The sequence below is a fragment of the Streptomyces sp. NPDC096132 genome (genome assembly GCF_044763345.1).
Taxonomy (GTDB): Bacteria; Actinomycetota; Actinomycetes; order Streptomycetales; family Streptomycetaceae; genus Streptomyces.
The window spans coordinates 1-22711 of the sequence record NZ_JBIWGA010000037.1; the positions used below are offsets into that span (position 1 = coordinate 1).

At 71.8% G+C, this 22711-nt stretch carries 24 protein-coding genes; 10 read left to right on the forward strand and 14 right to left on the reverse strand.

Annotated elements, in window-relative coordinates:
• The first annotated feature begins 273 nt into the window (after positions 1–273).
• Positions 274–639 (forward strand): YbjQ family protein, encoded by a 366-nt coding sequence (locus tag ACIRF9_RS46265; RefSeq protein ID WP_403835768.1) that lies wholly within the window; start codon positions 274–276, stop codon positions 637–639.
• Positions 640–668: 29 nt separating this feature from the next.
• Here ACIRF9_RS46265 and ACIRF9_RS46270 read toward each other — a convergent pair whose 3' ends face one another.
• Positions 669–1427 (reverse strand): MerR family transcriptional regulator, encoded by a 759-nt coding sequence (locus ACIRF9_RS46270; RefSeq protein ID WP_403835770.1) that lies wholly within the window; start codon positions 1425–1427, stop codon positions 669–671.
• A gap of 246 nt (positions 1428–1673) precedes the next feature.
• On the opposite strand from ACIRF9_RS46270, the gene ACIRF9_RS46275 reads away from it, so the two are divergent.
• Positions 1674–3074 carry a glutamate decarboxylase gene (locus ACIRF9_RS46275; RefSeq protein ID WP_403835773.1) on the forward strand — a complete coding sequence of 467 codons (1401 nt, stop codon included), beginning with the start codon at positions 1674–1676 and terminating at the stop codon, positions 3072–3074.
• A 36-nt stretch (positions 3075–3110) separates the two neighbouring features.
• Here ACIRF9_RS46275 and ACIRF9_RS46280 read toward each other — a convergent pair whose 3' ends face one another.
• The 3 genes from ACIRF9_RS46280 to ACIRF9_RS46290 form a co-directional block, all read right to left on the reverse strand.
• Entirely contained in the window at positions 3111–3752 is a 642-nt protein-coding gene (locus ACIRF9_RS46280) for a PadR family transcriptional regulator (protein WP_403835775.1), read from the reverse strand.
• Positions 3753–3823: 71 nt separating this feature from the next.
• On the reverse strand, positions 3824–5284 hold the full coding sequence (locus ACIRF9_RS46285; protein WP_403835778.1) for an aldehyde dehydrogenase family protein: 1461 nt from the start codon (positions 5282–5284) through the stop codon (positions 3824–3826).
• Positions 5285–5458: 174 nt separating this feature from the next.
• Positions 5459–6283: a helix-turn-helix domain-containing protein gene (locus ACIRF9_RS46290; RefSeq protein WP_403835958.1), complete on the reverse strand. Its 825-nt coding sequence runs from the start codon at positions 6281–6283 to the stop codon at positions 5459–5461.
• 353 nt (positions 6284–6636) lie between these two features.
• Between ACIRF9_RS46290 and ACIRF9_RS46295 the strand changes: the two genes are divergently transcribed.
• Positions 6637–7137: an ATP-binding protein gene (locus ACIRF9_RS46295; protein WP_403835780.1), complete on the forward strand. Its 501-nt coding sequence runs from the start codon at positions 6637–6639 to the stop codon at positions 7135–7137.
• A 91-nt stretch (positions 7138–7228) separates the two neighbouring features.
• Here ACIRF9_RS46295 and ACIRF9_RS46300 read toward each other — a convergent pair whose 3' ends face one another.
• The 5 genes from ACIRF9_RS46300 to rpmG all read right to left on the reverse strand — a co-directional run bounded on the left by ACIRF9_RS46300 (position 7229) and on the right by rpmG (position 9957).
• Positions 7229–7447, reverse strand: a complete 219-nt coding sequence (locus ACIRF9_RS46300; RefSeq protein WP_052183895.1) for a DUF397 domain-containing protein — start codon at positions 7445–7447, stop codon at positions 7229–7231.
• Positions 7448–8046: 599 nt separating this feature from the next.
• Positions 8047–8280 carry a 30S ribosomal protein S18 gene (gene rpsR, locus ACIRF9_RS46305; RefSeq protein WP_403835783.1) on the reverse strand — a complete coding sequence of 78 codons (234 nt, stop codon included), beginning with the start codon at positions 8278–8280 and terminating at the stop codon, positions 8047–8049.
• Positions 8281–8285: 5 nt separating this feature from the next.
• Positions 8286–9530 (reverse strand): CobW family GTP-binding protein, encoded by a 1245-nt coding sequence (locus ACIRF9_RS46310; RefSeq protein WP_403835786.1) that lies wholly within the window; start codon positions 9528–9530, stop codon positions 8286–8288.
• Positions 9527–9790, reverse strand: coding sequence for a type B 50S ribosomal protein L31 (locus ACIRF9_RS46315; protein WP_403835788.1), 264 nt, complete (start codon positions 9788–9790; stop codon positions 9527–9529). The genes ACIRF9_RS46310 and ACIRF9_RS46315 overlap by 4 nt, the downstream gene beginning before the upstream one ends.
• 2 nt (positions 9791–9792) lie before the next feature.
• The gene (gene rpmG, locus ACIRF9_RS46320; protein WP_403835790.1) at positions 9793–9957 is read right to left on the reverse strand and encodes a 50S ribosomal protein L33; all 165 of its coding nucleotides are present in this window, start codon (positions 9955–9957) and stop codon (positions 9793–9795) included.
• 62 nt (positions 9958–10019) lie between these two features.
• Between rpmG and rpmB the strand changes: the two genes are divergently transcribed.
• The 4 genes from rpmB (at position 10020) to ACIRF9_RS46340 (ending at position 11842) form a co-directional block, all read left to right on the forward strand.
• Positions 10020–10256, forward strand: coding sequence for a 50S ribosomal protein L28 (rpmB, locus tag ACIRF9_RS46325; protein WP_390659396.1), 237 nt, complete (start codon positions 10020–10022; stop codon positions 10254–10256).
• Positions 10256–10561, forward strand: coding sequence for a 30S ribosomal protein S14 (gene rpsN, locus ACIRF9_RS46330; RefSeq protein WP_403835792.1), 306 nt, complete (start codon positions 10256–10258; stop codon positions 10559–10561). Before rpmB ends, rpsN begins: the two co-directional genes overlap by 1 nt.
• 107 nt (positions 10562–10668) lie before the next feature.
• Complete coding sequence (locus tag ACIRF9_RS46335) at positions 10669–11196, forward strand: hypothetical protein (protein ID WP_403835795.1); 528 nt, start codon at positions 10669–10671, stop codon at positions 11194–11196.
• Positions 11197–11302: 106 nt separating this feature from the next.
• Complete coding sequence (locus ACIRF9_RS46340; RefSeq protein ID WP_403835798.1) at positions 11303–11842, forward strand: DUF4232 domain-containing protein; 540 nt, start codon at positions 11303–11305, stop codon at positions 11840–11842.
• A gap of 163 nt (positions 11843–12005) precedes the next feature.
• On the opposite strand, the gene ACIRF9_RS46345 is transcribed toward ACIRF9_RS46340, so the two are convergent.
• Positions 12006–13115 (reverse strand): DUF2786 domain-containing protein, encoded by a 1110-nt coding sequence (locus ACIRF9_RS46345; RefSeq protein WP_403835800.1) that lies wholly within the window; start codon positions 13113–13115, stop codon positions 12006–12008.
• A 91-nt stretch (positions 13116–13206) separates the two neighbouring features.
• Here ACIRF9_RS46345 and ACIRF9_RS46350 point away from each other — a divergent pair, with 91 nt between their 5' ends.
• On the forward strand, positions 13207–13953 hold the full coding sequence (locus ACIRF9_RS46350; RefSeq protein ID WP_403835802.1) for a Clp protease N-terminal domain-containing protein: 747 nt from the start codon (positions 13207–13209) through the stop codon (positions 13951–13953).
• A gap of 35 nt (positions 13954–13988) precedes the next feature.
• Positions 13989–15713 (forward strand): bifunctional 3'-5' exonuclease/DNA polymerase, encoded by a 1725-nt coding sequence (locus ACIRF9_RS46355; protein WP_403835805.1) that lies wholly within the window; start codon positions 13989–13991, stop codon positions 15711–15713.
• Positions 15714–15758: 45 nt separating this feature from the next.
• On the opposite strand, the gene ACIRF9_RS46360 is transcribed toward ACIRF9_RS46355, so the two are convergent.
• From ACIRF9_RS46360 to ACIRF9_RS46375, 4 genes are all read right to left on the reverse strand, one after another.
• On the reverse strand, positions 15759–19043 hold the full coding sequence (locus tag ACIRF9_RS46360; protein WP_403835807.1) for a BTAD domain-containing putative transcriptional regulator: 3285 nt from the start codon (positions 19041–19043) through the stop codon (positions 15759–15761).
• A gap of 269 nt (positions 19044–19312) precedes the next feature.
• Positions 19313–20035, reverse strand: coding sequence for a VOC family protein (locus ACIRF9_RS46365; RefSeq protein WP_403835810.1), 723 nt, complete (start codon positions 20033–20035; stop codon positions 19313–19315).
• A 184-nt stretch (positions 20036–20219) separates the two neighbouring features.
• Entirely contained in the window at positions 20220–21113 is an 894-nt protein-coding gene (locus ACIRF9_RS46370) for a glycosyltransferase family 2 protein (protein WP_403835960.1), read from the reverse strand.
• A 119-nt stretch (positions 21114–21232) separates the two neighbouring features.
• Positions 21233–21670, reverse strand: a complete 438-nt coding sequence (locus ACIRF9_RS46375; protein ID WP_403835812.1) for a DUF3052 domain-containing protein — start codon at positions 21668–21670, stop codon at positions 21233–21235.
• A gap of 51 nt (positions 21671–21721) precedes the next feature.
• On the opposite strand from ACIRF9_RS46375, the gene ACIRF9_RS46380 reads away from it, so the two are divergent.
• Positions 21722–22681 (forward strand): D-2-hydroxyacid dehydrogenase family protein, encoded by a 960-nt coding sequence (locus ACIRF9_RS46380; RefSeq protein WP_403835814.1) that lies wholly within the window; start codon positions 21722–21724, stop codon positions 22679–22681.
• Positions 22682–22711: the final 30 nt, after the last annotated feature.

Consider the following 22711-nt stretch of genomic DNA (forward strand, 5'->3'; position numbering starts at 1 on the left):
GGAGTCACCCGGCAGGAAGAACCCGATCAGCAGGCCGGACTCCGCGAAGACGATGAGCAGCAGACCCCAGATGCCGAAGTTGTCGAGCAGGGTGTTGGGTTCCAGCCAGCTCGGTCCGAGGGCAAGAGTCGTCACGGTTCCGGGCTCCTGAGGGGTGAAGGCGGTCGGTGCGGCGAAGAGACCGCCCAAAGCTATCAACGCAGCGCCACGGGACCAGGTTCCCAGGGCTTCCCCCAGGATGCACTGTGCCCCTCCTCGGTCAAAGCTGTGAACATGGGCATCGATGATTTCGGTGGTGGCCAGGGGCCCCAGCCGGACGTACTGGTCGTCACCACGAACGACGTACCCGGGTTCCGGGTGGAGCAGGTTCTCGGCGAGGTCTTCGGGCTGACCGTGCGTTCACGGCACCTGGGCAGCCAGATCGGCGCGGGCCTGAAGTCGATGATCGGCGGGGAGCTCAAAGGGTTGACGAAGACTCTGGTGCAGACCCGCAACCAGGCCATGGAGCGGCTCGTCGAGCAGGCACGCGCGCGTGGCGCCAACGGGGTGCTGATGTTCCGCTTCGACGTGACGGAGGCGGCGGACGTGGGCACCGAGGTGTGCGCGTACGGGACCGCGGTGGTCCTGGCCCGGGAGTAGCCCCGGACCAGGAGCGGGCCGGGCGGGCGTCAGCCCCGTCTCGCCGCGTTCGCCCGGATGGCTTCCTCGAGGTGCTCGGCCAGCCCTGGCCGCATGGAGTCGTAGAACGCCTTGAAGCGCTCGTCGGAGACGTACATCTCCCCCAGACGGCGGTGCATCTCGTAGGGGCACTCGTAGTACCACCGGCTGATGTGCAGCCGGTGCTCCTCGGCGAGGTCCATGGCCGCCTCCCCGGCCGGCGGCTCGCCGTCGGCCATGAGGGCGGCGTAGCGCTCGCTCCAGGCGTCGACCTCGGCCTGGATGCGTTTCCAGTCGTCCTTGGTGTAGCGGGCGACGCGGCGCTGCGACTCGGCGTACAGGTCCGTGCCGCCCCAGCGCGCCTCCGCCTCCTCCGCGTACCGCTCGGGGTCCTTGTCGCCGAAGACCTCGAACCGCTCCTCGGGGGTGAGGTTGATGCCCATCTTGCGTGCCTCCATGGCGTGTTCCACGGCCGCGGCCATCTTCTGCAGCTTGTCGATCCGGGCGGTCAGCAGTTCGTGCTGGCGGCGCAGATGCGCGCGCGGGTCCGCGGCCGGGTCGTCAAGCAGGGCGGCGACCTCGTCGAGGGGGAAGCCGAGCTCGCGGTAGAACAGGATCTGCTGCAGCCGGTCGAGATCGGTGTCGTCGTAGCGCCGGTGGCCCGCGTGGCTGCGGCCGCCGGGGACGAGCAGGCCGATCTCGTCGTAGTGGTGCAGGGTGCGCACCGTGACCCCGGCGAACGCGGCGACCTGTCCTACGGAGTAGCCCACTGCCTCCGCTCCCTTCCGTAAGCGTCCGTACGCCTTCCACGGTGTGCCCTCACGTCGCGTGAGGTGCAAGCCCTCACCTGAACACACCCCCTTCGAGACGCCCTCACCTGAACGCACCTTCAAGATGTTCGTCCCGTTTTGCCCGCTTATCGTGAGCCCGTGGCCCAGGACACCGCGCGGGTGCAGTCGCGCGCGGACGGAACTCCGGTCCGCCGTCACCCGTTCGATCGTGCAGGAGGCACACCCATGGCGTTGCACAAAGGTCCCGAGAAGCCCGACGAGCGCCCCCTCTCCCTGAACCCCTTCTACGGCGAGGCCAATCCGGTGGGCGGCATGACCGAGGCCCCGCCCAAGCACCGGCTGCCGGACGCCCCGATGGCACCGATGACGGCGTATCAACTGGTGCACGACGAACTGATGCTCGACGGCAACGCCCGGCTCAACCTCGCCACGTTCGTCACCACGTGGATGGAGCCGCAGGCCGGGGTGCTGATGGCGGAGTGCCGCGACAAGAACATGATCGACAAGGACGAGTACCCGCGGACCGCCGAGCTGGAGCGGCGCTGCGTGGCGATGCTCGCCGACCTGTGGAACGCGCCGGACCCGTCGGCGGCCGTGGGCTGTTCGACGACCGGGTCCAGCGAGGCGTGCATGCTGGCCGGGATGGCGCTCAAGCGCCGCTGGAGCAAGCGGAACCCCGCTCCCGGCGCCCGCCCGAACCTGGTGATGGGCGTCAACGTCCAGGTCTGCTGGGAGAAGTTCTGCAACTTCTGGGAGGTGGAGGCCCGGCTGGTCCCCATGGAGGGCGAGCGCTACCACCTGGACCCGCAGGCCGCCGCCGACCTGTGCGACGAGAACACCATCGGGGTCGTCGGCATCCTCGGCTCCACCTTCGACGGGTCCTATGAGCCGATCGCCGACCTCTGCGCGGCCCTGGACGCCCTCCAGGAGCGCACCGGCCATGACGTCCCGGTGCACGTCGACGGAGCGTCCGGCGCGATGATCGCGCCCTTCCTCGACGAGGACCTGGTGTGGGACTTCCGCCTCCCGCGCGTGGCGTCGATCAACACCTCCGGGCACAAGTACGGACTGGTGTACCCCGGGGTCGGGTGGGCGCTGTGGCGCGACAAGGAGGCCCTGCCCGAGGAGCTCGTCTTCCGGGTCAACTACCTGGGCGGCGACATGCCGACGTTCGCGCTGAACTTCTCCCGCCCCGGCGCCCAGGTGGTCGCCCAGTACTACACGCTGGTGCGGCTGGGCCGCGAGGGCTACCGCGCCGTCCAGCAGACCACCCGGGACGTGGCCCGGGGCATCGCCGACCGGGTGGAGGCGCTCGGCGACTTCCGCCTCCTCACCCGGGGCGACCAGTTGCCCGTCTTCGCCTTCACGACCGCGCCGGACGTGACGTCGTACGACGTCTTCGACGTCTCCCGGCGGATGCGGGAGAGCGGCTGGCTGCTGCCGGCGTACACCTTCCCGCCGAACCGGGAGGACCTCTCCGTCCTGCGGGTGGTGTGCCGCAACGGATTCTCGGAGGACCTCGCGGACCTGTTCATGGACGACCTCACCCGACTGCTGCCGGAGCTGCGCCGGCAGTCGGCCCCCCTGACCCGCGACAAATCGGCCGCGACCGGCTTCCACCACTAGGAGGAGCTCATCTGGAGCGGCCTCACGGGGACGGCCTCAGCGGTCGTCCCCCGGGTGCCGCTCCCCCGTCGCGTACGGGTTCTCCTCGCCCTCCGCGAGGATGCCGACGAAGGGCTCGCCCTCGCCCGCGAAGGTGTACGCCCCGCCCTCGATCCGTCCGATCAGTCCCCGGGTCCACTCGGCCTCGGCGTCGGCGGTGTGGCCCCAGAGGTTCATGATCTCGCCGATGTGGCCGAGCTGCTGCGGGCCGGCCTCGGGGACGTAGTGCTCGGTGACGGCGGAGCGCCACTCCTCGATGCGACGGATCCGTTCCTTCAGCAGGGTCACGGCCTCGGCCCGGGGCAGGTCGACGACGAAGCCGATCGCCGCCGACTTGACGTCCGTCTTCTGGTCGTAGGAGGTCAGCGCCTCGCGCAGCAGGCGGAAGTATTCCCCGGTGCCCGCCTCGGTGATCTCGTACTCGGTGCGCGGCGGGCCGCCGGCGGTGGAGGGGGCCGTCTCGTGCTCGTGCAGCAGTCCCTGCTTCGCCATCTGCCTCAGGGCGTGGTAGATCGAGCCGGACTTGGCGTTGGACCACTCATGGGCGCCCCAGTACTCCAGGTCGTTGCGGACCTGGTAGCCGTGGGCCCGCCCGTGCCGGCGCACGGCGCCGAGCACGAGCAGACGGATCGCTGACATGGGCCCCAGGTTATGACCCGGGGCCCAGGACACGACTCAGGGCTCAGCGCTCAGGGCTCGGGGCTCGGGGCTCAGAAGGGGAAGCCGCTGCGGCCGTGCTGGACCGAGATCCACTTGGTGGTGGTGAAGGCCTCGAGGGTCGTCTCGCCGTTGAGGCGGCCGACGCCGGAGTTCTTCTCGCCGCCGAACGGGACGATCGGCTCGTCGTGGACGGTGGCGTCGTTGACGTGGATCATGCCGGTGACGATCTGCTTGGCGAAGGAGACGCCCCGCTCGACGTCGCCGGTGTGGACGGCGCCGCTGAGACCGTACGGCGTGTCGTTGGCGATACGGACCGCCTCCTCCTCGCCGTCGAAGGTGTTGATGAAGGCGACCGGCCCGAAGACCTCCTGCTGGAGCAGGGCGGAGTCGAGGGGGAGGCCGGCGAGGACGGACGGCTCGACGAGGTTGCCGGTGGTCGCGCCGTGCACCAGGGCGGTCGCGCCCTCGGCGATCGCCTGCTCGACGGCGCCGGACACCGCCTCCGCCTGCTGGGAGTTGATCACCGGGCCGATGAGGGTCTGCGGGTCGCGCGGGTCGCCGGCCTTCAGGGTCTTCACCTTGGCGACGAACTTCTCGGTGAACTCGTCGGCGACGGAGCGGTCGACCAGGATGCGGTTGGCGGCCATGCAGACCTGGCCCTGGTGGACGTACCGGCTGAAGACGGCCGCGTCGACGGCGTAGTCGATGTCGGCGTCGTCGAGGACGACGAAGGCGCTGTTGCCGCCGAGCTCGATGATCGACCGCTTGAAGTGAGAGGCGGCGACCGTGGCGACGTGCCGGCCGACCTTGTCGGAGCCGGTGAAGGAGATCACGCGCGGGACCGGGTGCTCCAGGAAGGCGTCACCGATCTCGGCTATGTCGGTCACGACGACGTTCAGCAGGCCCGGGGGCAGGCCGGCGTCCTCGAAGAGCTTGGCGATCACCGTGCCGCCGGCGATCGGGGTGTTCTGGTGCGGCTTGAGCACCACGCCGTTGCCGAGCGCCAGCGCCGGGGCGACGGACTTCAGCGACAGCAGGAACGGCACGTTGAAGGGGCTGATCACACCGACCACGCCGACCGGCTCGCGGTAGACGCGGTTCTCCTTGCCGTCGATCGGCGAGGGGACGATCCGGCCCTCGGGGCGCAGCGCCAGATGGACCGACTCGCGCAGGAACTCCTTGGCGAGGTGGAGCTCGAAGGCGGCCTTGCCGAAAGTGCCGCCGGCCTCGGCGACCAGGAGCTCACTGATCTCGGCCTCGCGCTCCTCGACCAGCCGCAGCACCTTCTCGAACACCGAGCGGCGGGCGTAGGCGTTGGTCGCGGCCCACTCCTTCTGGGCGCGGGCGGCGGCGCGGTAGGCCTCGTCGACCTCGTCGACCGTGGCGATGGTGATCGAGGCGAGCTTCTCGCCGTCATAGGGGTTGAAGTCGATGATGTCCCAGGACCCCGTCCCTGGACGCCACTTACCGTCGATGTACTGCTGGGCCAGGTCCGTGAAGTAGGACGACATGTGATCCCTCAATCCCCTGCTGCGGAGTGCAGTCCAAAACAGACGCGATCGCATCACGTTCTGATCACACGTCATCGTACGTGTGTTTCAAGGGAGTTGGTGGAGATCGCCAGGGGCTCTAGGGGAAACCCTAGGAAGCGGCCGGAAAACGCCTGTGCCGACGGGAGGGACGCGCTACGACAGCTGGATCAGCCCGCGCAGCAGGTCCCGGCTCTCGTCGGGTCCGGGGCAGTCCCGCTGGAGTTCCTGCAGCGCCTGCTCGTACTGGGTGACGTCCTCGCGTTTGTCCAGGTAGAGGGCGCTGGTGAGCTGCTCCATGTAGACGACCTCCTTGAGGTCGGACTCCGGGAAGCTCAGGATGGTGAAGGACCCGGACTCGCAGGAGTGCCCGCCGAAGCCGAACGGCACGACCTGGAGCCGTACGTTGGACCGCTCGGAGATCTCGATCAGGTGCTGGAGCTGCCCCCGCATCACCTCCCGGCCGCCGTAGGGGCGGCGCAGGGCGGCCTCGTCGAGGACGATGTGGACGTCGGGGGCGTTCTCGGCGACGAGGTACTTCTGCCGCTCCAGACGCAGCGCGACCCGGCGGTCGATGTCTGCCGCGGAGGCGCCCTTCATGCCCCGGCTGACGACCGCGTGGGCGTACGCCTCCGTCTGCAGCAGTCCGTGCACGAACTGGAGTTCGTACGCGCGGATCAGCGAGGCCGCGCCCTCCAGCCCGACGTAGGTGGGGAACCAGTTGGGCAGCACGTCCGAGTAACTGTGCCACCAGCCCGCGACGTTGGCCTCGCGGGCGAGTCCGACCAGCGCCTGGCGCTCCGTCTCGTCCGTGATGCCGTACAGCGTCAGCAGGTCCTCCACGTCCCGGGTCTTGAAGCTCACCCGGCCCAGCTCCATCCGGCTGATCTTCGACTCCGACGCCCTGATGTGGTAGCCCGCCGCTTCCCGGGTGATCCCGCGTGCCTCACGCAGCCGCCGTAGTTGCGAGCCGAGCAGCATCCGCCGCACCACCGATCCGGGCTCTCCCGCGCTCACCTTGCCAGCCTCCCCAACCGTCCACAGGCCCCGCAGTCTGCCACTAAAACACTTCGAGCAGTACTCGTCCGATTACAGAGATGGAAAGAAGCCAAAGGATACGCATAGAGCGCCGCAAGGGAAGAGTGAGGAGAAAGCAAGGGAACGGGCTTCGAACGACGAGAAGATGGCGGAAAAAATGACCAAGAAGCGGTACGGGCAGGTCCATTTCGGTCACGTGCACGTGCATCTGCCCTTGCATCCGTCGTGCGCATCGGAAACCATGGTCCCGCGCCACCGCTGCATCGCAACGACCGCGAATCCCGGGAGTGCCTCGCATGGGGACGAATGGATCGACCATGCTCGAGCCTTTAAGGCAGGGCCTTCCGCCGCTTGATCCCGCGGCCGTGTCCAACGCCGCGTCGTGCGCCCTGCCCGCCCGCTTCGAAGCCGTGCGCGAGGCCCGGCAGTTCACCAGAAGAACCCTCGGCCAGTGGGACGTCGGCGACCGCTTCGACGACGTCTGTCTCGTCGTCTCGGAACTGGTGACCAACGCCCTGCGCCACGGACTGCCCGACACGGCCCCGCCCCCGGCGGACCCGAACCCGGCGGTGCGGCTGCATCTGATGCGGTGGACCGAGCGGCTGGTGTGCGCGGTGCGCGACCCCAGCCACGACAGCCCCCTGCCCCGCGAGAGCGAGGACTTCTCGGCGGAGTCGGGCCGCGGCCTGTTCCTCGTCGACTCCTTCGCCGACGGCTGGGGCTGGCACCCGCTCTCGGGGAGCCTCGGCGGCAAGGTGGTCTGGGCACTGTTCCGGCTGCACACGCCCGCCGAATGAGGAACCGCGGCGTTCTCTGACGCCGCGGTTCTACGCGCGTTGTAGCTGTTTTTGCAGGGATACGCCCGATACGCGGAGCGGACGGGGTGCGTCAGCTCGCGATCAGGTGGTCGAACTCCCCGTCCTTGATGCCCAGCAGCATCGCCTCGATCTCGGCCCGCGTGTAGACGAGCGCGGGACCGTCGGGGAAGCGCGAGTTGCGCACCGCCACGTCTCCGCCGGGCAGCCGCGCGAACTCCACGCACGAACCCTGCGAGTTGCTGTGCCGGCTCTTCTGCCAGGCAACCCCGTACAGCTGTGTGGCCGTCATGCCGTTGTACACGTCGTGCCCCCCGTCAACGTGGTGGTCCACAGGTCGCTCCCTGGTGGTGCACTGGCTCGTGTGGCCATTGGTGCCGTGGTCAACTGTCCCGGATCATAACCCCGTTCATATGCAGTTGCATGAGCAGATGCACGTGCACGCGGGGTGGTTGGGCGGTTACAGCTTTGACGCCCGCTTTACCCGACGGGGAAGTAGTCCAGAACGAAACCACTCGTGCCCTAGGAACAGACGCGCGGCACGGCCGTCATGTTCCATCGGCCCGCTCAACCAGGCCGTTTTCGTCCATTTCAGGATGGTCTCGGAAGGCGGAGGCCCGGCGTCCGATCCCTCCGGTGGACGTACCTCCGGACGTGGGGGTTCCGCGGGTCCCGTCCGGAGGTCCCGGAACAGGTCCTGACCAATCAGACCGTACGCGACAAACGCTCGCCCTCGTGCACGACGGGGGGAGTCGTACGCGAGGGCGAACAGGGGGTGGTCAGAAGTGAGCGGCTGATCTCGGCTGTTCGGACGGTGACGGGGAGGAGTGGCGTCCAGTCCGGATGGACGCCGGGACCGAGTTCGCTCGTACGACCGCCGAAACAGCCGGCTCAGCGGCTGCCGTACGGCAGCAGGGCCATCTCACGGGCGTTCTTGATCGCACGGGACAGCAGACGCTGCTGCTGGGCGGAGACCCGGGTGACGCGGCGGCTGCGGATCTTGCCCCGGTCGGAGACGAACTTCCGCAGGAGTTCGGTGTCCTTGTAGTCGATGTACTCGATCCCGGCCCGGTCGAGGGGGTTGGGTCGGGGCCCGGCGGGCTTGCGCTCGGTCTTGCGGGGCATGGGGGTCAGACCTCCAGGAGGGTGTCGAAGGCGGGCGGCAGCCGCTTCCAGGCGTCGCGGCCGGCGGCGTACTCGGCGTCGGTGAGCAGACAGGACTCCAGGAGTCGTTCGAGTCCGTCGCGGTCGAGGCCGGGGGAGGTGAAGACCAGGTGCTGGCAGCAGTCGCCGTGCTCGGCGTGCCAGTCCAGCGCGGCGGCGGCACGGCGTACCGGCGGGACCATGTCCCAGGCCGCGTCCGGGAGCGAGGCCAGCCAGGGTCCGGCCGACTCCACGCACAGGGCGCCGCCCGCCGCGTCCCAGTGCAGCAGCACGTCGGGCTTGTCGGCGAGCCAGAACCGGCCCCGGCTGCGGGCGGCGGCGCAGGTCAGGTCCTCCAGCGCCGCGTACAGCCGCTCCGGATGGAAGGGACGGTTCCGGTGCCATACGAGGGTGGAGACGCCGTGGGCGTCGGCCTCGGCGGGGAGCAGCGCGCAGGCGGGGTGCTGCGCGGCCGCCGCCGCCTCGACGTCGAACCCGGCGAGGGCGGCGGACACCAACCCCTCGGAGGAAGTGCCATGTGCATATGCACGTGCGGATGCGTCTGCCTCCGCGCCGGTGCCCGTCGTCCGGGTCGCGTCCGCCTTCCTTGCCGGGGCGCTCGCCGGGTCCCCCGGGTGGCCGGCCGGGACGGGGACCCGGCGGGCGGTCGGATGGAGCTGGGCGAGCAACTCCCGGTCCTCGTCGTCGGCCTCCTCCGAGTCGACGACGGCCAGCACGGGGGCGTACTCCAGCTGGCGCGCGAAGGTGTCGGCGACGGTCCGCCGGTCGGTGGCGGCCGCGGCGAGGCCCACGTCCGCGAGGTCGTCGCCGTTGCCGAGGTACGGCAGCAGCAGCGCCGGGTCGACGGCGGTGATCACGCCGGTGACGGTGAGGCCGCCGGCCACGACCACCTCGGCCATGGCCTTGGGCTCCACGGAGTCCCAGAGCTCGACGACCGCGAGCCGGGTGGTGCCGTGGTCGGCGAGCCGGCGCAGCTCGGGGACCAGGTCCTCGCGCAGGGCGCAGCAGGCGCAGTCGTTGACCAGCGGCGCCTCACCGACGGAGAGGACTCCGCCGGCGTCACGGACGGTCCGTACGACCGTGCCGGCCTCGGCCGACGCCAGGTCGTGGTGGAGTGCGACGCTGCCGGGGACGTCGGCGAGCAGACGCGCCACCGTCGCCCGGCGGGCGTCGGCGTGCAGCCCGCCGACGATCACGACGGACAGGCTCACGCCCCGCCCCGCTTCCCGTACCGGCGCTCGAAGCGCTCGACGCGGCCGGCGGTGTCCAGGACGCGGGCGGTGCCGGTGTAGAAGGGGTGGCTGACGTTCGAGATCTCGACGTCCACCACCGGGTAGGTGCGGCCGTCCTCCCACTCGATCGTCCTCTCGCCCGCCCTCACGGAAAGCGTGGAGCGGGTGAGGAAGGCGTGGTTCGCGGCACGGTCACGGAAGACGACCGGACCGTAGGCCGGGTGGATTCCCTCGCGCATGGTCAGCGCTCCTCTCGGAAGTCGACGTGGCGGCCGACGACCGGGTCGTACTTCCGGATGGTCATACGGTCCGGGTCGTTGCGGCGGTTCTTGCGCGTGACGTAGGTGAAGCCGGTCCCCGCCGTGGACCGGAGCTTGACGACCGGGCGGAGTTCGTTGCGTGCCATGCTGCTATGTTACTGAAAATGACATCCATTAGCGATAGCTGGCAGAGAGAGGTACGTCACCCATGTCCGCGCACTGCATGCTGACCGGGGCCCGGCCCGGCTTCGGCAACCGCGTCTCCCACTCCCACCGGCGGACCTCCCGCCGCTTCGACCCGAACGTCCAGTCCAAGCGCTACTGGCTGCCGAGCGAGGGCCGGTACGTACGGCTGCGGCTGAGCACGAAGGGGATCAGGACCGTGGACGCGATCGGCGTCGAGGCGGCCGTGGCACGGATCCGCGCGCGGGGGGTGCGGGTCTGATGGCGAAGAAGAGCAAGATCGCGAAGAACGAGAGGCGGCGCGAGGTCGTCGCGCGGTACGCCGAGCGGCGGGCCGAGCTGAAGGAGATCCTCCGGCGGCCCTCGTCGACGGAGGCCGAACGGCTCGCGGCCCGGCGGGAGCTGCACGGGCAGCCGAGGGACGCGAGCGCCACGCGCGTGCGCAACCGGGACCAGGTCGACGGGCGGCCGCGCGGTTACTTCAGGGCGTTCGGGCTGTCCAGAGTGGGTCTGCGGGAGCAGGCGCACGCCGGACATCTGCCGGGGGTGCGCAAGGCGTCCTGGTAGCTCACAGGCCCGTCCTGACAGGTCACAGGCCGCGCCCAGGGTTCTGCCGAGGCGTGCTGGTAGCTTGCTGCGGTCCTTCCCGTCCGGCTACACCCTGGGAGCTTGCAGTGACTTCGGCGATCCACTCGCGCGGCACGTCCCGTCGGCCGGTACGGGCCCTGGCCACGGCCGCGGCACTGGCGGGCGCGCTCGCCCTGACCGGATGCGGCGCGGGCGACGGGATCGACGACGGCGCCTCGGCCGCACCGTCCGTGTCCGCCGGGACGGCCACCGCCGACACCGGCGGCACGAGCGGAGGGTCGGGCGAGGACACCACCTCCGCCTCGGGCGAACTGGAGGGCAGCTGGCTGACCACGGCGGACGGCAAGGCCGTCGCGCTGATCATCACCGGGAAGCAGGCCGCGCTCTTCGCCACCGGCGGGACCGTGTGCAGCGGGACCGCCGGCGAGCAGGCGGGCATGGAGATGATCTACCTCAAGTGCGCGACCGGCTCGAAGGACCGTACGACCGGCATGGTCGACTCCGTCAAGGGCGACTCCATGAAGGTCACCTGGACGGGCGCGGCCGGCAAGGAGACGTTCACCAAGGCGGAGGACGGCCAGCTCCCGTCGGGGCTGCCGACGGCGGGATCGTAGCGCCCGGACGGGGATCGTGACGCCGGGAGCGGGGGCGCGCGACAGAGCGCCGCACGCGTGCGTGATGATCCCTTCGAGCACCGTCACGAACCTCAGGGGACCACTCATGCGCGCCGTTCCGATCACCGTCACCGCCCTCGCCGCGGCCCTTCTCCTCACCGCCTGCTCCGGCGACGACAGCGACTCCGGCGGCTCGGGCGGCTCCGGCGGCACCGCGAGCAAGGCCTCCGGTTCCGCCTGTGCCCTCGACAACCTGGGCGCGGAGGTCGGCCCCGTCGACGCCGCCCCGGCCGCCGGGGACACCGGCAACGTCACCGTCACGCTCACCAACAACGGTGCCGAGTGCACCCTGGACGGCTTCCCGGACGTCGACCTCTCCGCCGGCGACACCTCCTCGACCCTGCGCCGGACCGACGGCGCCGAGGCGCAGAAGGTGACCGTCCCCAAGCAGGGCACCTTCACCTTCACGATCACCTACGTGCGCGGCGAGAGCGGCGACAAGGGCCTCGCCGTCAAGACGGTGAAGTACGCCCTGCCGGGATCCTCGAAGACCGAGAGCTTCCCCTGGTCGTACGGCGACGTCGCGCTGAAGAGCGCGGACGAGCCGGAGGCGACGGTGAGCGCCTTCCAGCAGGCGGGCGACTGAGGCCAGGGCCGTCGCGGGCGGCTGACGCCACGGCCGTCGCGGGCGGCGGTCGCTACGGTCGTAGACGCGTTTCCGACGTCGTGGCCGTAGGCGGGGTGACGCCGTGGCCGGAGGCGGGTTTCCGGCGCCGCGGCCGTACGCGGCGCGGCGGTCGCCGCGGTCGTCAGGTGAGGCGTGGCCGGGAGCGGACCTGTGCGCGGTCGGCGGCCTCGGCGCCCTCGGTCCAGCCGGCCTCGTCGGTGATCCCGCGGAGCCGGGTGGTGACCGTGTCCGGGAACATCCGGTCGGCGGCCGCGGTGACCGCGACCTCCCGGGTGGCGAGGACGGGCAGCAGGTCGCCGCCCGCCTCGGTGCCGGCGGCGGCCGCGGCCTCGCCCAGGCGGCCGCCGATGCGGTGGGCGTAGGCGGCGAGGAAGGACTGCCGGAAGGTCTTGGTCCGCTTGCGTCCGCCGGCCCGCTGGGCGGCCTCCGCCTTCGCCATCGCCGACTGCGCCTGCACCAGGAGCGAGGTGTAGAGCAGCTCCACCGCCTCCAGGTCGCCCTCGAAGCCGACGACCGTGGAGAAGCAGAAGGGTTCGTTCCAGACCGCCCGGCAGTGGTTGGCGTCGGCCACCGCGTCCAGCAGCACCGCCTTGGCCTGCTCGTACGGCGGCTCCACCCCGATCCGGCAGGCGCCGGGCGCGTCCGGGTCCGGGGCCTGTGCGTCGAGCAGCGCCTCGTCGACACTGTGCCGGGCCATCAGCTCCTGTGCCTTCGCGGTGAGCGCCTCCGCCTCCTCCGGATACCCCGTGGCCTCCGCCTTGGCGAGCAGCGCGCGGATCCGGCCGAGCATGCGGGAGTCGGAACGTCGGCCCGCTCCCGGCCGGGGCTCTTGGAGGGGTTCGAGGGCGGGCAGGCGCAGCAGCAGGCGGTACAGCTCCAGGACCGCGGTGGCGTACGAGAAGCGGTCGGTGCGGGGCGGGTCCTCGGTGGGCAGCTCGGCCAGCTGGGCCGCCCAGCGGGGGCCGCGCGCCCGGTCGTCCGGCGCCTGCGCGCGGATCAGCGCGGCCAGCAGGCGTACGTGCTGGTCCTCCAGCTCGCGCCGCGCGATCCGTACGACGTCGGCGGGCTGCCAGCCGCGCCGCCAGACCGCCGCCACGAACTCCGCGCCGCGCCGGACGAGTTCGGCGTCCGCCGAGGGGTCGGCGGCGAGGACGGAGGCGCCGGCGTCGAGGGCCGTGTCGGCGGTGTCGTAGAGGGCGGCCCGGAAGGCGGCGTCAACGGTGCTGCTCACCGGTCGATCGTGTCACGCGCGCGTGCGGACGAAAGAGGGAGAGTGACAACCCGAGGTTGACAGCCGAACGGTGTCAACCTACGGTTGACACATGACGACGAACCCCAACATCACGTCATCCGTACGGCTCGACGAACTCATCGCGGCCATCAAGAAGGTCCACCCCGAGCCCCTCGACCAGCTCCAGGACGCGGTGATCGCCGCCGATCACCTCGGCGAGGTGGCCGACCATCTGATCGGGCACTTCGTGGACCAGGCCCGCCGCTCCGGCGCCTCCTGGACGGACATCGGCAGGAGCATGGGGGTCACGCGACAGGCCGCCCAGAAGCGGTTCGTGCCGAAGGAGTCGACCGACCTCGACCCCAGCCAGGGCTTCAGCCGCTACACCCCGCGCGCCCGCAACGTCGTGATGGCCGCCCACAACGAGGCCGTCGCCGCCCGCAACGCCGAGGGCCGCCCCGCGCACCTCGTCCTCGGCCTGCTGGCCGAACCGGAGGGGCTGGCCGCCAAGGCGATCACCGCGCAGGGCGTCCTGCTGGACGAGGTGCGCCAGGCCGCCACGGCCGCGCTGCCGGCCGCCGCCGAGGAGGTCCCGGAGCTCGTCCCGTACGCCTCCGACGCCAAGAAGGTCCTGAAACTCACCTTCCGCGAGGCCCTGCGCCTCGGCCACAACTACATCGGCACCGAGCACATCCTGCTCGCCCTGCTGGAGTTCGAGAACGGCGAGGGCGTGCTGTCGGGCCTCGGCATCGAGAAGTCCGCCACGGAAAGCTGGGTCGCCCAGGCCCTGACGAAGCTCACCGTGGGGCTGCCGGAGAGCGGGCAGGACAACGGCTGAGGGCCGTTGTCAGACCCCCCTGGCACACTCGCAGCATGTCCGGCCGGTGGGCTCTCGCTCCGGCCGAGGACGGCGGCGCCGAGCTCGCCGCCCTCGGTCCGGACGGGCTGCCCGCCGGACCGGTGCTCCGGGAGGCGGACCTGGCGCGGGCCGTGCGCGAGCGGCCCGACGTCACCCGCTGGGTCTGGCGTTCCACGGCCGAGGTGTACCCACGTCTGCTCGCCACGGGGGTGCGAGTGGAGCGGTGCTACGACGTCGAGGACGCCGAGACCCTCCTCCTGGGCCACGAGGGGCGCTACGGGGAACCCCGCTCGGCGGCCGCCGCCCTGGCGCGGCTGCGCGGCGGACCCGTACCGCCGGACCCGCCGCACCGCTCCGCCGTGCCCGGCGCCCAGTCCTCCCTCTTCGAGCCGGGGTCCGTCCAGTCCGCCCCCCTGCCGCTGACCGACCTCGCCGAGGTCTACGCCGAGCAGCAGCGGCGGCACACGCGGGCCGAGCACCCCGACCGGATGCGGCTGCTGACGGCGGCCGAGTCGGCGGGGATGCTGGTGGCCGCCGAGATGAACCACGCGGGGCTGCCGTGGAGCGCGCAGGTGCACCGCGCGGTCCTGCACGACCTGCTCGGCGAGCGGTACGCGGGCGGCGGCGAGCCGCGCCGGCTGGCCGAGCTGGCCGACGAGGTGTCCGCCGCCTTCGGCCGCCGCGTCCGCCCCGACCTGCCCGCCGACGTGATCAAGGCCTTCGGCCAGGCCGGGATCCGGGTGAAGTCGACCCGCCGCTGGGAGTTGCAGTCCCTCGACCATCCGGCCGTGAAACCGCTGATCGAGTACAAGAAGCTGTACCGCATCTGGGTCGCCCACGGCTGGTCATGGCTGCAGGACTGGGTGCGCGAGGGCCGCTTCCGCCCCGAGTTCCTGGCGCACGGCACGGTCACCGGCCGCTGGGTCACCAACGGCGGGGGCGCCCTGCAGATCCCCAAGGTCATCCGGCGGGCCGTGGTCGCCGACCCCGGCTGGCGGCTGGTCGTCGCCGACGCCGACCAGATGGAGCCGCGGGTCCTCGCCGCGATCTCCCGCGACCCCGGTCTGATGGAGGTGGCCGGCCAGGAGAGCGACCTGTACCAGTCCGTCTCCGACCGCGCCTTCTCCGGCGACCGCGACCAGGCGAAGATCGCCGTGCTCGGCGCGGTCTACGGCCAGACCTCCGGCGACGGCCTGAAGAACCTCGCCGCGCTCCGCCGCCGCTTCCCGCGCGCGGTGGCCTACGTCGACGAGGCGGCCAGGGCGGGTGAGGAGGGCCGGCTCGTGCGGACCTGGCTGGGCCGGACCTGCCCACCCGCGGCCGGCGTGGGAGACGCGGGGACCGAGGAGGCGGGCATCCCGGTCGACCCCGGCGGCACCACGGGTCCTGCCGAGGGCGAGGAGACGGAGGAGGGCCGGCCGTGGGTGCCCGGCTACGCCTCCTCCAACGCACGCGCGCGGGGCCGCTTCGCCCGCAACTTCGTCGTCCAGGGCAGCGCCGCCGACTGGGCGCTGCTGCTGCTCGCCGCGCTGCGGCGCACCTGCGCGGACATGGCGGCCGAGCTGGTGTTCTTCCAGCACGACGAGGTGATCGTGCACTGTCCCGAGGAGGAGGCGGAGACGGTCGTCGCCGCGATCCGGGAGGCGGCCGACCTGGCGGGACGGCTGACGTTCGGCCGGACGCCGGTGCGGTTCCCGTTCACCACGGCGGTGGTGGAGTGCTATGCCGACGCGAAATGAGGGGGTGCGGGGTCGGCGGGTACGGCGGGGGCGGGCGCCCGGCGATCAGGTGCCGTCCGCCAGCAGTTCCCTCAGCTCGGCCACGACCCCCTTCTCGTCCGTCCCGTCCAGCGCGGCGAGCGCCGTCCGCCACTGCGCGTACGCCTGTTCCCTGTTCCCCTGCTCGTGCAGCAGGAGACCGTGCTGGTGCCGGGCGAGCCCGCCGGTGTAGCGGTCGGCGCGGGCGTCGGCCCGGCGCAGCAGTTCGGCGCACTCCCCCGCGGCCGGTCCGGTACGGCCCAGCAGGCGCAGGGCGCGGACGAGCCCCAGCCGGGTCTGCGACTCGCCGTGCCAGTCGCCGTGACCGCCGAGGATCCGCAGGCTCTCCTCGAAGTGCGGCAGGGCGGCGGTCGGCTCGCCGAGGGTGAGGTGGGCGTAGCCGATGTTGCAGTGCGCCGAATGCTGCACGATCACGGCGCCGATCTCGTCCCCGAGGGCCAGCGAGAGCCGGTGCTGCTCGATGGCGGCGCGCGGGTCGGTGTGCTCGTAGAGGTTGCCGAGGTGGCTGTGGGTGACGGCCTCGCCGTGCGGGTCGTTCAGCCGGCGCGAGTACTCCAGGCTCTGGCGCAGCGCGTCACCGGACTCCTCGTACCGGCCGAGGCTCTCCAGCAGCAGCCCCCGGTTGTTGAGGCAGCGGCGGATCCAGGAGAGCCGGTCGAGCCGGCGCCAGATGGTCAGGGCGCGGTCGTTGAGGGTGAGCGCGTCCTGTTGGCGGCCGGTCAGGAAGTGCAGCCCCGCGAGATCGCCGAGGGCGTACGCCTCAGCCGCCTCGTCCCCGAGCCGCCGCGCCGCACACAGCGCGGTCCGCCCGAGCACCTCCATCTCGGCGACGCGGCCCCGGCGCTGGAGGTAGGGGAAGAGGAGACGCAGGAGGGTGGAGACGACGGCGGCCTCGACGTCTCCGTCACTCCTCTCCACCAGGGCGACGATGTTCTCCAGCTCCCTGTCGGCCCAGGCGAAGGCCTCCTCGGGGCCGGGGAAGGGCGGTACGGCCGTGACATGGGCCGGGTGGGCGGGCGGCTGGGCGGCGGTCGGGCGGCGGCGGTCGTCCTGGTCGAGGCCCGGTTCGATGATGGCGGTGAGGGCGCGTTCGGCGACGGCGGCGTACCAGTGCAGGGCGGTGCCGGTGACCGTCCTGGTGCCGTCCTCCGCCGCGAGTTCGCGGGCGAAGTCCCGTACGAGGTCGTGCGGCGCGTACCGGCCGTAGGCGGTCTCCTCCAGGAGGGCCACGTCCACGAGGCGGTCGAGGGCGGCCTCGGCGCGGCGCTCGTCGGTGCCGGTGAGGCGGGCCAGCAGGGGTGCGCCGTACGCGGGCAGGTCGAGGGCGCCGATGCGGCGCAGGGCGAGGGCCGCGTCCCGGTCGGCCTCGCGCTCGGAGGCGGCGAGGGCGTCGTGGGCGACGGCGAGGGAGCGGCGGACGCTCAGGTCGTCGTATTCGAGGTGGTGCAACCTGCCGTGGGCGGCGGTCAGTTGTCCGGCGAGGGCGTCCGGGGTGAGGGCGCGGCGGGCGGCGAGACGGGCCGCGACGACACGGAGGGCGAGGGGGAGACGGCCGGTGAGCTCGATGAGGGGGTGGTGTGCGTCGAGGCCGTCAGGGGCGTGGGGGGCGTGAAGGTCGTGGGGGTCCTCGCGGTCACCGGGGTTGTCGCGGCCGGACAGCGCGCGCAGCAGGGTGGCGCTGTCCTCGGCCGACAGGGGCCTGAGCGGGAAGCGGTGGGCGCCGTCGAGGGCGGTGAGCGGGGAACGGCTGGTGACGATCACCGCGCAGCCGGGTCCGGCCGGGAGGAGGGGGCGGATCTGGGCCGCGGTCGCGGCGTCGTCCAGGACGAGGAGGGTGCGGGTGGGCGCGAGCAGGGTGCGCAGCAACGCGGCTGCCGCGTCCGGGTGTTCGGGGATGTGCCGGGGTTCGGTGCCGAGGTCGCGGAGGAGGGCGGCGAGCGCCTGGGCCGCGGGGAGGGGGGTCATGCCGGGGGTGGCGCCGTGCAGGTTGAGGTAGAGCTGACCGCCGGTGAAACGTTCCTTCAGGGCGTGGGCCACATGCAGCGCGAGGGCGCTCTTGCCGACGCCGGCCATGCCGCTGATGACGGCGAGGGGGGTGGGGCCGGCTGCGGGCGGGGTCACGAGGAGATCGTGGAGACGGCGGAGGGTGTCGTCGCGGCCGGTGAAGTGGGCGGGGGGTGGGGGGAGTTGAGCAGGGCCGGGGACGGTGGCGGTCGACGGGCTCGCGGGGTTGGGGCCGTCGTGGGAGCGGGGGGCGTGGGTGCTGGGGGTATGGGGAGCGGTGCCGTCGTCGTCGATGCTGTCGGGATCGGTGGCGTGGGGAGCGGTGCCGTCGGTTTCAGTGCTGTGGGCACGGGTGCCGTCGGCGTCAATGCCGTGAGCGCGGCTACCGGCGGCGCGGCTGACCTGGGCATGGACGCCGTGGGCATGGGCGCCCTGGGCATGAGCGCCCTGGGCCCGGGTGTTCACGCCCCCGCCCCCGCCTGGCTCCCCTTCGCCGCCGAAGGAGTGTCCCTCCGTCTCCGGCGCGCCCCGCAGCACCTCCACATGGGCCTCGCGGACCGCCGGGCCGGGTTCGACGCCGAGTTCCTCGACGAGACGGGTGCGCAGGTCGCGGTGGACGGCGAGGGCCTCGGCCCGGCGGCCGGTGCGGTGCAGGGCGAGCATCAGCTGGCGGTGGTACGCCTCGCGCAGTGCGTGCTCGGCTGCCAGGGCCGTCAGCTCCGGGACGATCCGGTCCAGGCGGCTGCCGCCGAGGGCGAGTTCGGCGTCGTAGCGCCACTCCAGCAGGAGCAGCCGGGCCTCCCGCAGACGTCGTACGAAGGCGTAGCCGCCCAGGTCGGCGGGGAGGCCGCTGAGCGGGGTGCCGCGCCACAGCGCGAGCCCGGCGGCGCACTCGTGGACGACGCGCTCCCAGTTGCGGGCGGCGTGCGCCCCGCGCGCGGTGGCGACGTGCCGCTCGAAGACATGGACGTCGAGCTCGCCCTGTTCGACCCGGAGTCGGTAGCCGGGCGGCACCGCCCGCAGCCGCTCCGGGTCGTCGAGCAGCCGGCGCAGCCGGGTGACGTGGTTGTGCAGCGACGCCTGCGCTGAGGCCGGGGGCGCGCCGCCCCACAGCGCCTCCTTGAGCGACTCGACGGTCACGATCCGGTTCGCGTCGAGGAGGAGCGCGGCGAGCAGGGCGCGGAGTTTGGCGCTGCGGATGATTTCGTACGACTCGCCGGGGAAGTAGAGGACCGGCGGTCCCAGCAGTCCGAACCGCAGCCCGTCCTGCCGCATCACGCCTACCATCGCCTTTCCGTCCATGTGCAAACACTCGCTTCAGGCCACTTGACCAGCGACGACATGGCCACCCGTTGGCCATATGTTAGCGATTCGTTGGTGCCACCTGATGTGATCACAACATCGGAGCCGGCCCGACGGCGCGCGCGTGTGAACGCGGTACTCGGGGGAGTGTCGCCGCCGCGGCCGGGTCCGGGGGCGTTTCGGGCCTCGGTCGGCGGAGGTGAACGACCGGGGCCCGCGCCCTGTTCCCCACCACCGGCCGGACACGGACGCCGCTACCGGGGCGTCAGCACCCGGAACTCGTTGCCGTCGGGGTCGGCCAACGCCACCCCGCCGTCCTCTCCCCCGCCGGTGTCGAGGCGAGTCGCCCCGAGGGAGAGGAGACGGTCGACCTCTGCCCGCGGATCGCCGTCGGCGGGGGTAGCGAGATCGAAGCGCAGCCGGTCCCTGCCGGCCCTCGGCATCAGCGGTGGGCCACCCCATGTGATCTTCGGACCGCCGTGCGGCGAGCGGATCGCGGTCTCCTGGTCCTGGTCCCAGACCAGGGGCCACCCCAGCGCCTGACTCCAGAAGTACCCGACCGCCTGTGAACCGTCGCAGGCCAGCGCCCCGATGAAGCCGCAGTCGGCGAGGAACTTGTTGCCCGCCTCGATGACGCAGAACTCGTTGCCCTCCGGGTCGGCCAGCACCACATGCCCCTCCTCGGGGCGTTGGCCGACGTCGATGTGCCGTGCGCCGAGGGCCAGCGCCCTGGTCACCGTCTGCTCCTGCTCCTCCGGGAAGGCGCTCGTCAGATCGAAGTGCATCAGGTTCTGGACGGTCTTCGGCTCCTGGGTCCGCAGGAAACGGAGACGGAACCCGGTGTCGTCACCCGGCAGGAGCGTGAGTCCGTCGTGCGGATCGCCGATCGTCTCCCACCCCAGGAACTCGGACCAGAACCGCGCGAGACGCGCCGGTTCCCTCGCATCGAAGCAGAGCGCGAACAGTTGAGACGTCATTCCCCGTGCATCTCCCCTCCACCGAACGGCCGTTGCCGCCGGGGTGCCTTGTCGACACCCCAGAGGAGGCTAGGGGGCGGCCGCTGTCACCCGCAGCCGAGTATTCGGCGTATGCGGCGTATGCGGCGGCAGCGGGCAGGTGGCGCGGCAAGTCTTCGGGCGCCGGTTCGTACAGGCGGTCGGCTCAGATGACGGGCGGGCGGCCGAGGCGGGTCAGGCGCCACACCGTGCGCCACCGCATGGGCCGCCGGGGTCCGGCCGGCTTGCGCACGCCTTCCGCGAACCCGCCGAACCACGCCCGGAGTCCGCCGAGCGAGCGGGTGCGCAGCAGAGTGACGGCGATCCACACGCCCAGGTGCAGAGGGATGAGCGGCAGCGGCAGATTGCGCCGGACCAGCCAGACCCGGTTGCGGGCGGTGACGCGGTGGTAGATGGCGTGCCGGGCGGGCGAGGTCTTGGGGTGCTGGAGCAGCAGCTCGGGCGCGTAGAGGATCTTCCAGCCGGCGTCGGTGGCGCGCCAGGCCAGGTCGGTCTCCTCGTGCGCGAAGAAGAACTCGGCGGGCCAGTCGCCGGTCTCGGCGAGCATGGCCATGCTGAGCGCGTGGCCGCCGCCGAGGAAGCCGGTGACGTATCCGCCCTCCATGGGGTCGGAGGCGCCGACGCGCGGGACGTGCCGACGCTGGGTCTCGCCATGTTCGTCGGCGATGCGGAAGCCGACGATGCCGAGGCGGGGGTCGGCGGCGTACAGATCCCGTACGCGACGCAGTACGTCGGCGTCGACGAGCAGCCCGTCGTCGTCCAGTTCGACGACGACGTCGATGTCGCCGTACCGGCGGAGGCGGGCGAGGGCGACATTGCGGCCGCCGGGGCAGCCGAGGTTCTCGTCGACGTCGATGGTGGTGACCTCGCCGGGGAGGGCGAGGCGGCCGGCGAAGTCGGGGAGGACGCAGCCGTTGCCGACGATCACGATGCGGGCGGGTGCCAGGTCCTGCTTGGCGACGGACTCCAGCAGGGCGTCGACCTCGTCCGGCCTGTTCCCCATGGTCACGACGGCAACGGCGATCCTCGGCTCCACCACGTCGCTCAACGCCCCTCACTCCGTCCGGCCGACGACGGCACTCACCCGCGCTCCCGTCGCGCGACGCCCGTCATTCACCAAGATGTTGCCTCAGATACGGAGGTTGCCCGAAAGCCGGTTCACTTTGCGTCCCTTTTACGGCGATTTTCCAGCCGTCGGACGAACTTCAGCCCCGACCAGTCCTCCCCCAGCGCCGCAACCTTCACATCGACGACACCGAGGGGCAGGAAGAGGTCACGCAGGCCGTTCTCGGTGACGTCGCTGACGTGGCCCGCGGCCTTGCGGGGCCAGGCGATCCAGAGCATGGCGTCGTCGGCCAGGTCGCGGACGAGGTCGGGGGTTTCGACGGCGAGATCGGCGTGGGTGCGGTAGAAGGCGACGGTGATGTCGGCGTCGCGGGGTCCGCCGGGGGCGAGGTCGCAGTCCTCGGGGAGACCGGGTACGGCCCACCCGTCCGGGGCGTGACGGAGGCGGAGCCGGTGTCCGGGCCTGACGCCGAGCTTCTTGGCGAGGGGGGTGCCGGAGTAGCCGCTGCCGCCGGAGGCCGTGTCGCTCACGTCTCCACCGTAACCTCGCATCCGACCGCCCCCCCACCTGGAGGAAACACGATGCCCTTCCGCTGCGCGGTACTCGACGACTTTCAGAACGTGGCGACGGACTTCGCCGACTGGTCGGTGCCGGGAGAGGAGGTGGAGGTGGTGTCCTTCACCGAGCACTTCGGCGACGAGGACGAGCTCGCGGCGGCGCTGGCGGACTTCGACTGTGTGGTGACCCTGCGGGAGCGGGTCGCCTTTCCGGCCGGCCTGCTGGACCGGCTGCCCCGGCTGCGGCTGCTGATCGCCTCCGGCATGCGGAACTCGGTCATCGACTACGCGGCGGCGAAGGCGAACGGCGTGACGGTCTGCGGTACGGAGAGCTCGTCGACTCCTCCGGTGGAGCTGACCTGGGCGCTGTTGCTGGGGTTGGCGCGGGGGCTGGTCCAGGAGAGTGCCTCCCTCCGGGAGGGCGGGCCGTGGCAGTCCACGGTCGGCGCCGATCTGCGCGGGCGGCGGCTGGGGCTGTTGGGGCTGGGGAAGATCGGGAGTCTGGTGGCCCGGGTGGGGCTGGCGTTCGGCATGGACGTGAGCGCGTGGAGCGCGAATCTGACGGCGGCCCGGGCGGCGGAGGTGGGCGTACGGCTGGCACCCTCGAAGGAGGAACTGCTGGCGGAGGCCGACTTCGTGTCCGTCCACCTGGCGTTGAGCGACCGTACGCGGGGGTTGCTGGGACCCGTCGAGCTGGGGCTGATGAAACCGACGGCGTACCTGGTGAACACCTCGCGGGCGGCGATCGTCGACCAGGAGGCGTTGCTGGCCGCGCTGCGGGAGGGGCGGATCGCGGGAGCGGGGGTGGATGTCTTCGACGTGGAGCCCCTGCCGGCCGACCACCCCATGCGCACGGCCCCCCGCCTGCTGGCGACGCCGCACCTGGGGTATGTGTCCCGCGCGAACTACGAGCGGTACTACGGGCAGGCGGTGGAGGCGATCCGGGCGTATCTGGCGGGGGCGCCGGTGCGGATGCTGGGCTGAGCCGACCGCTTCCCTGAGTACGCCTACTCA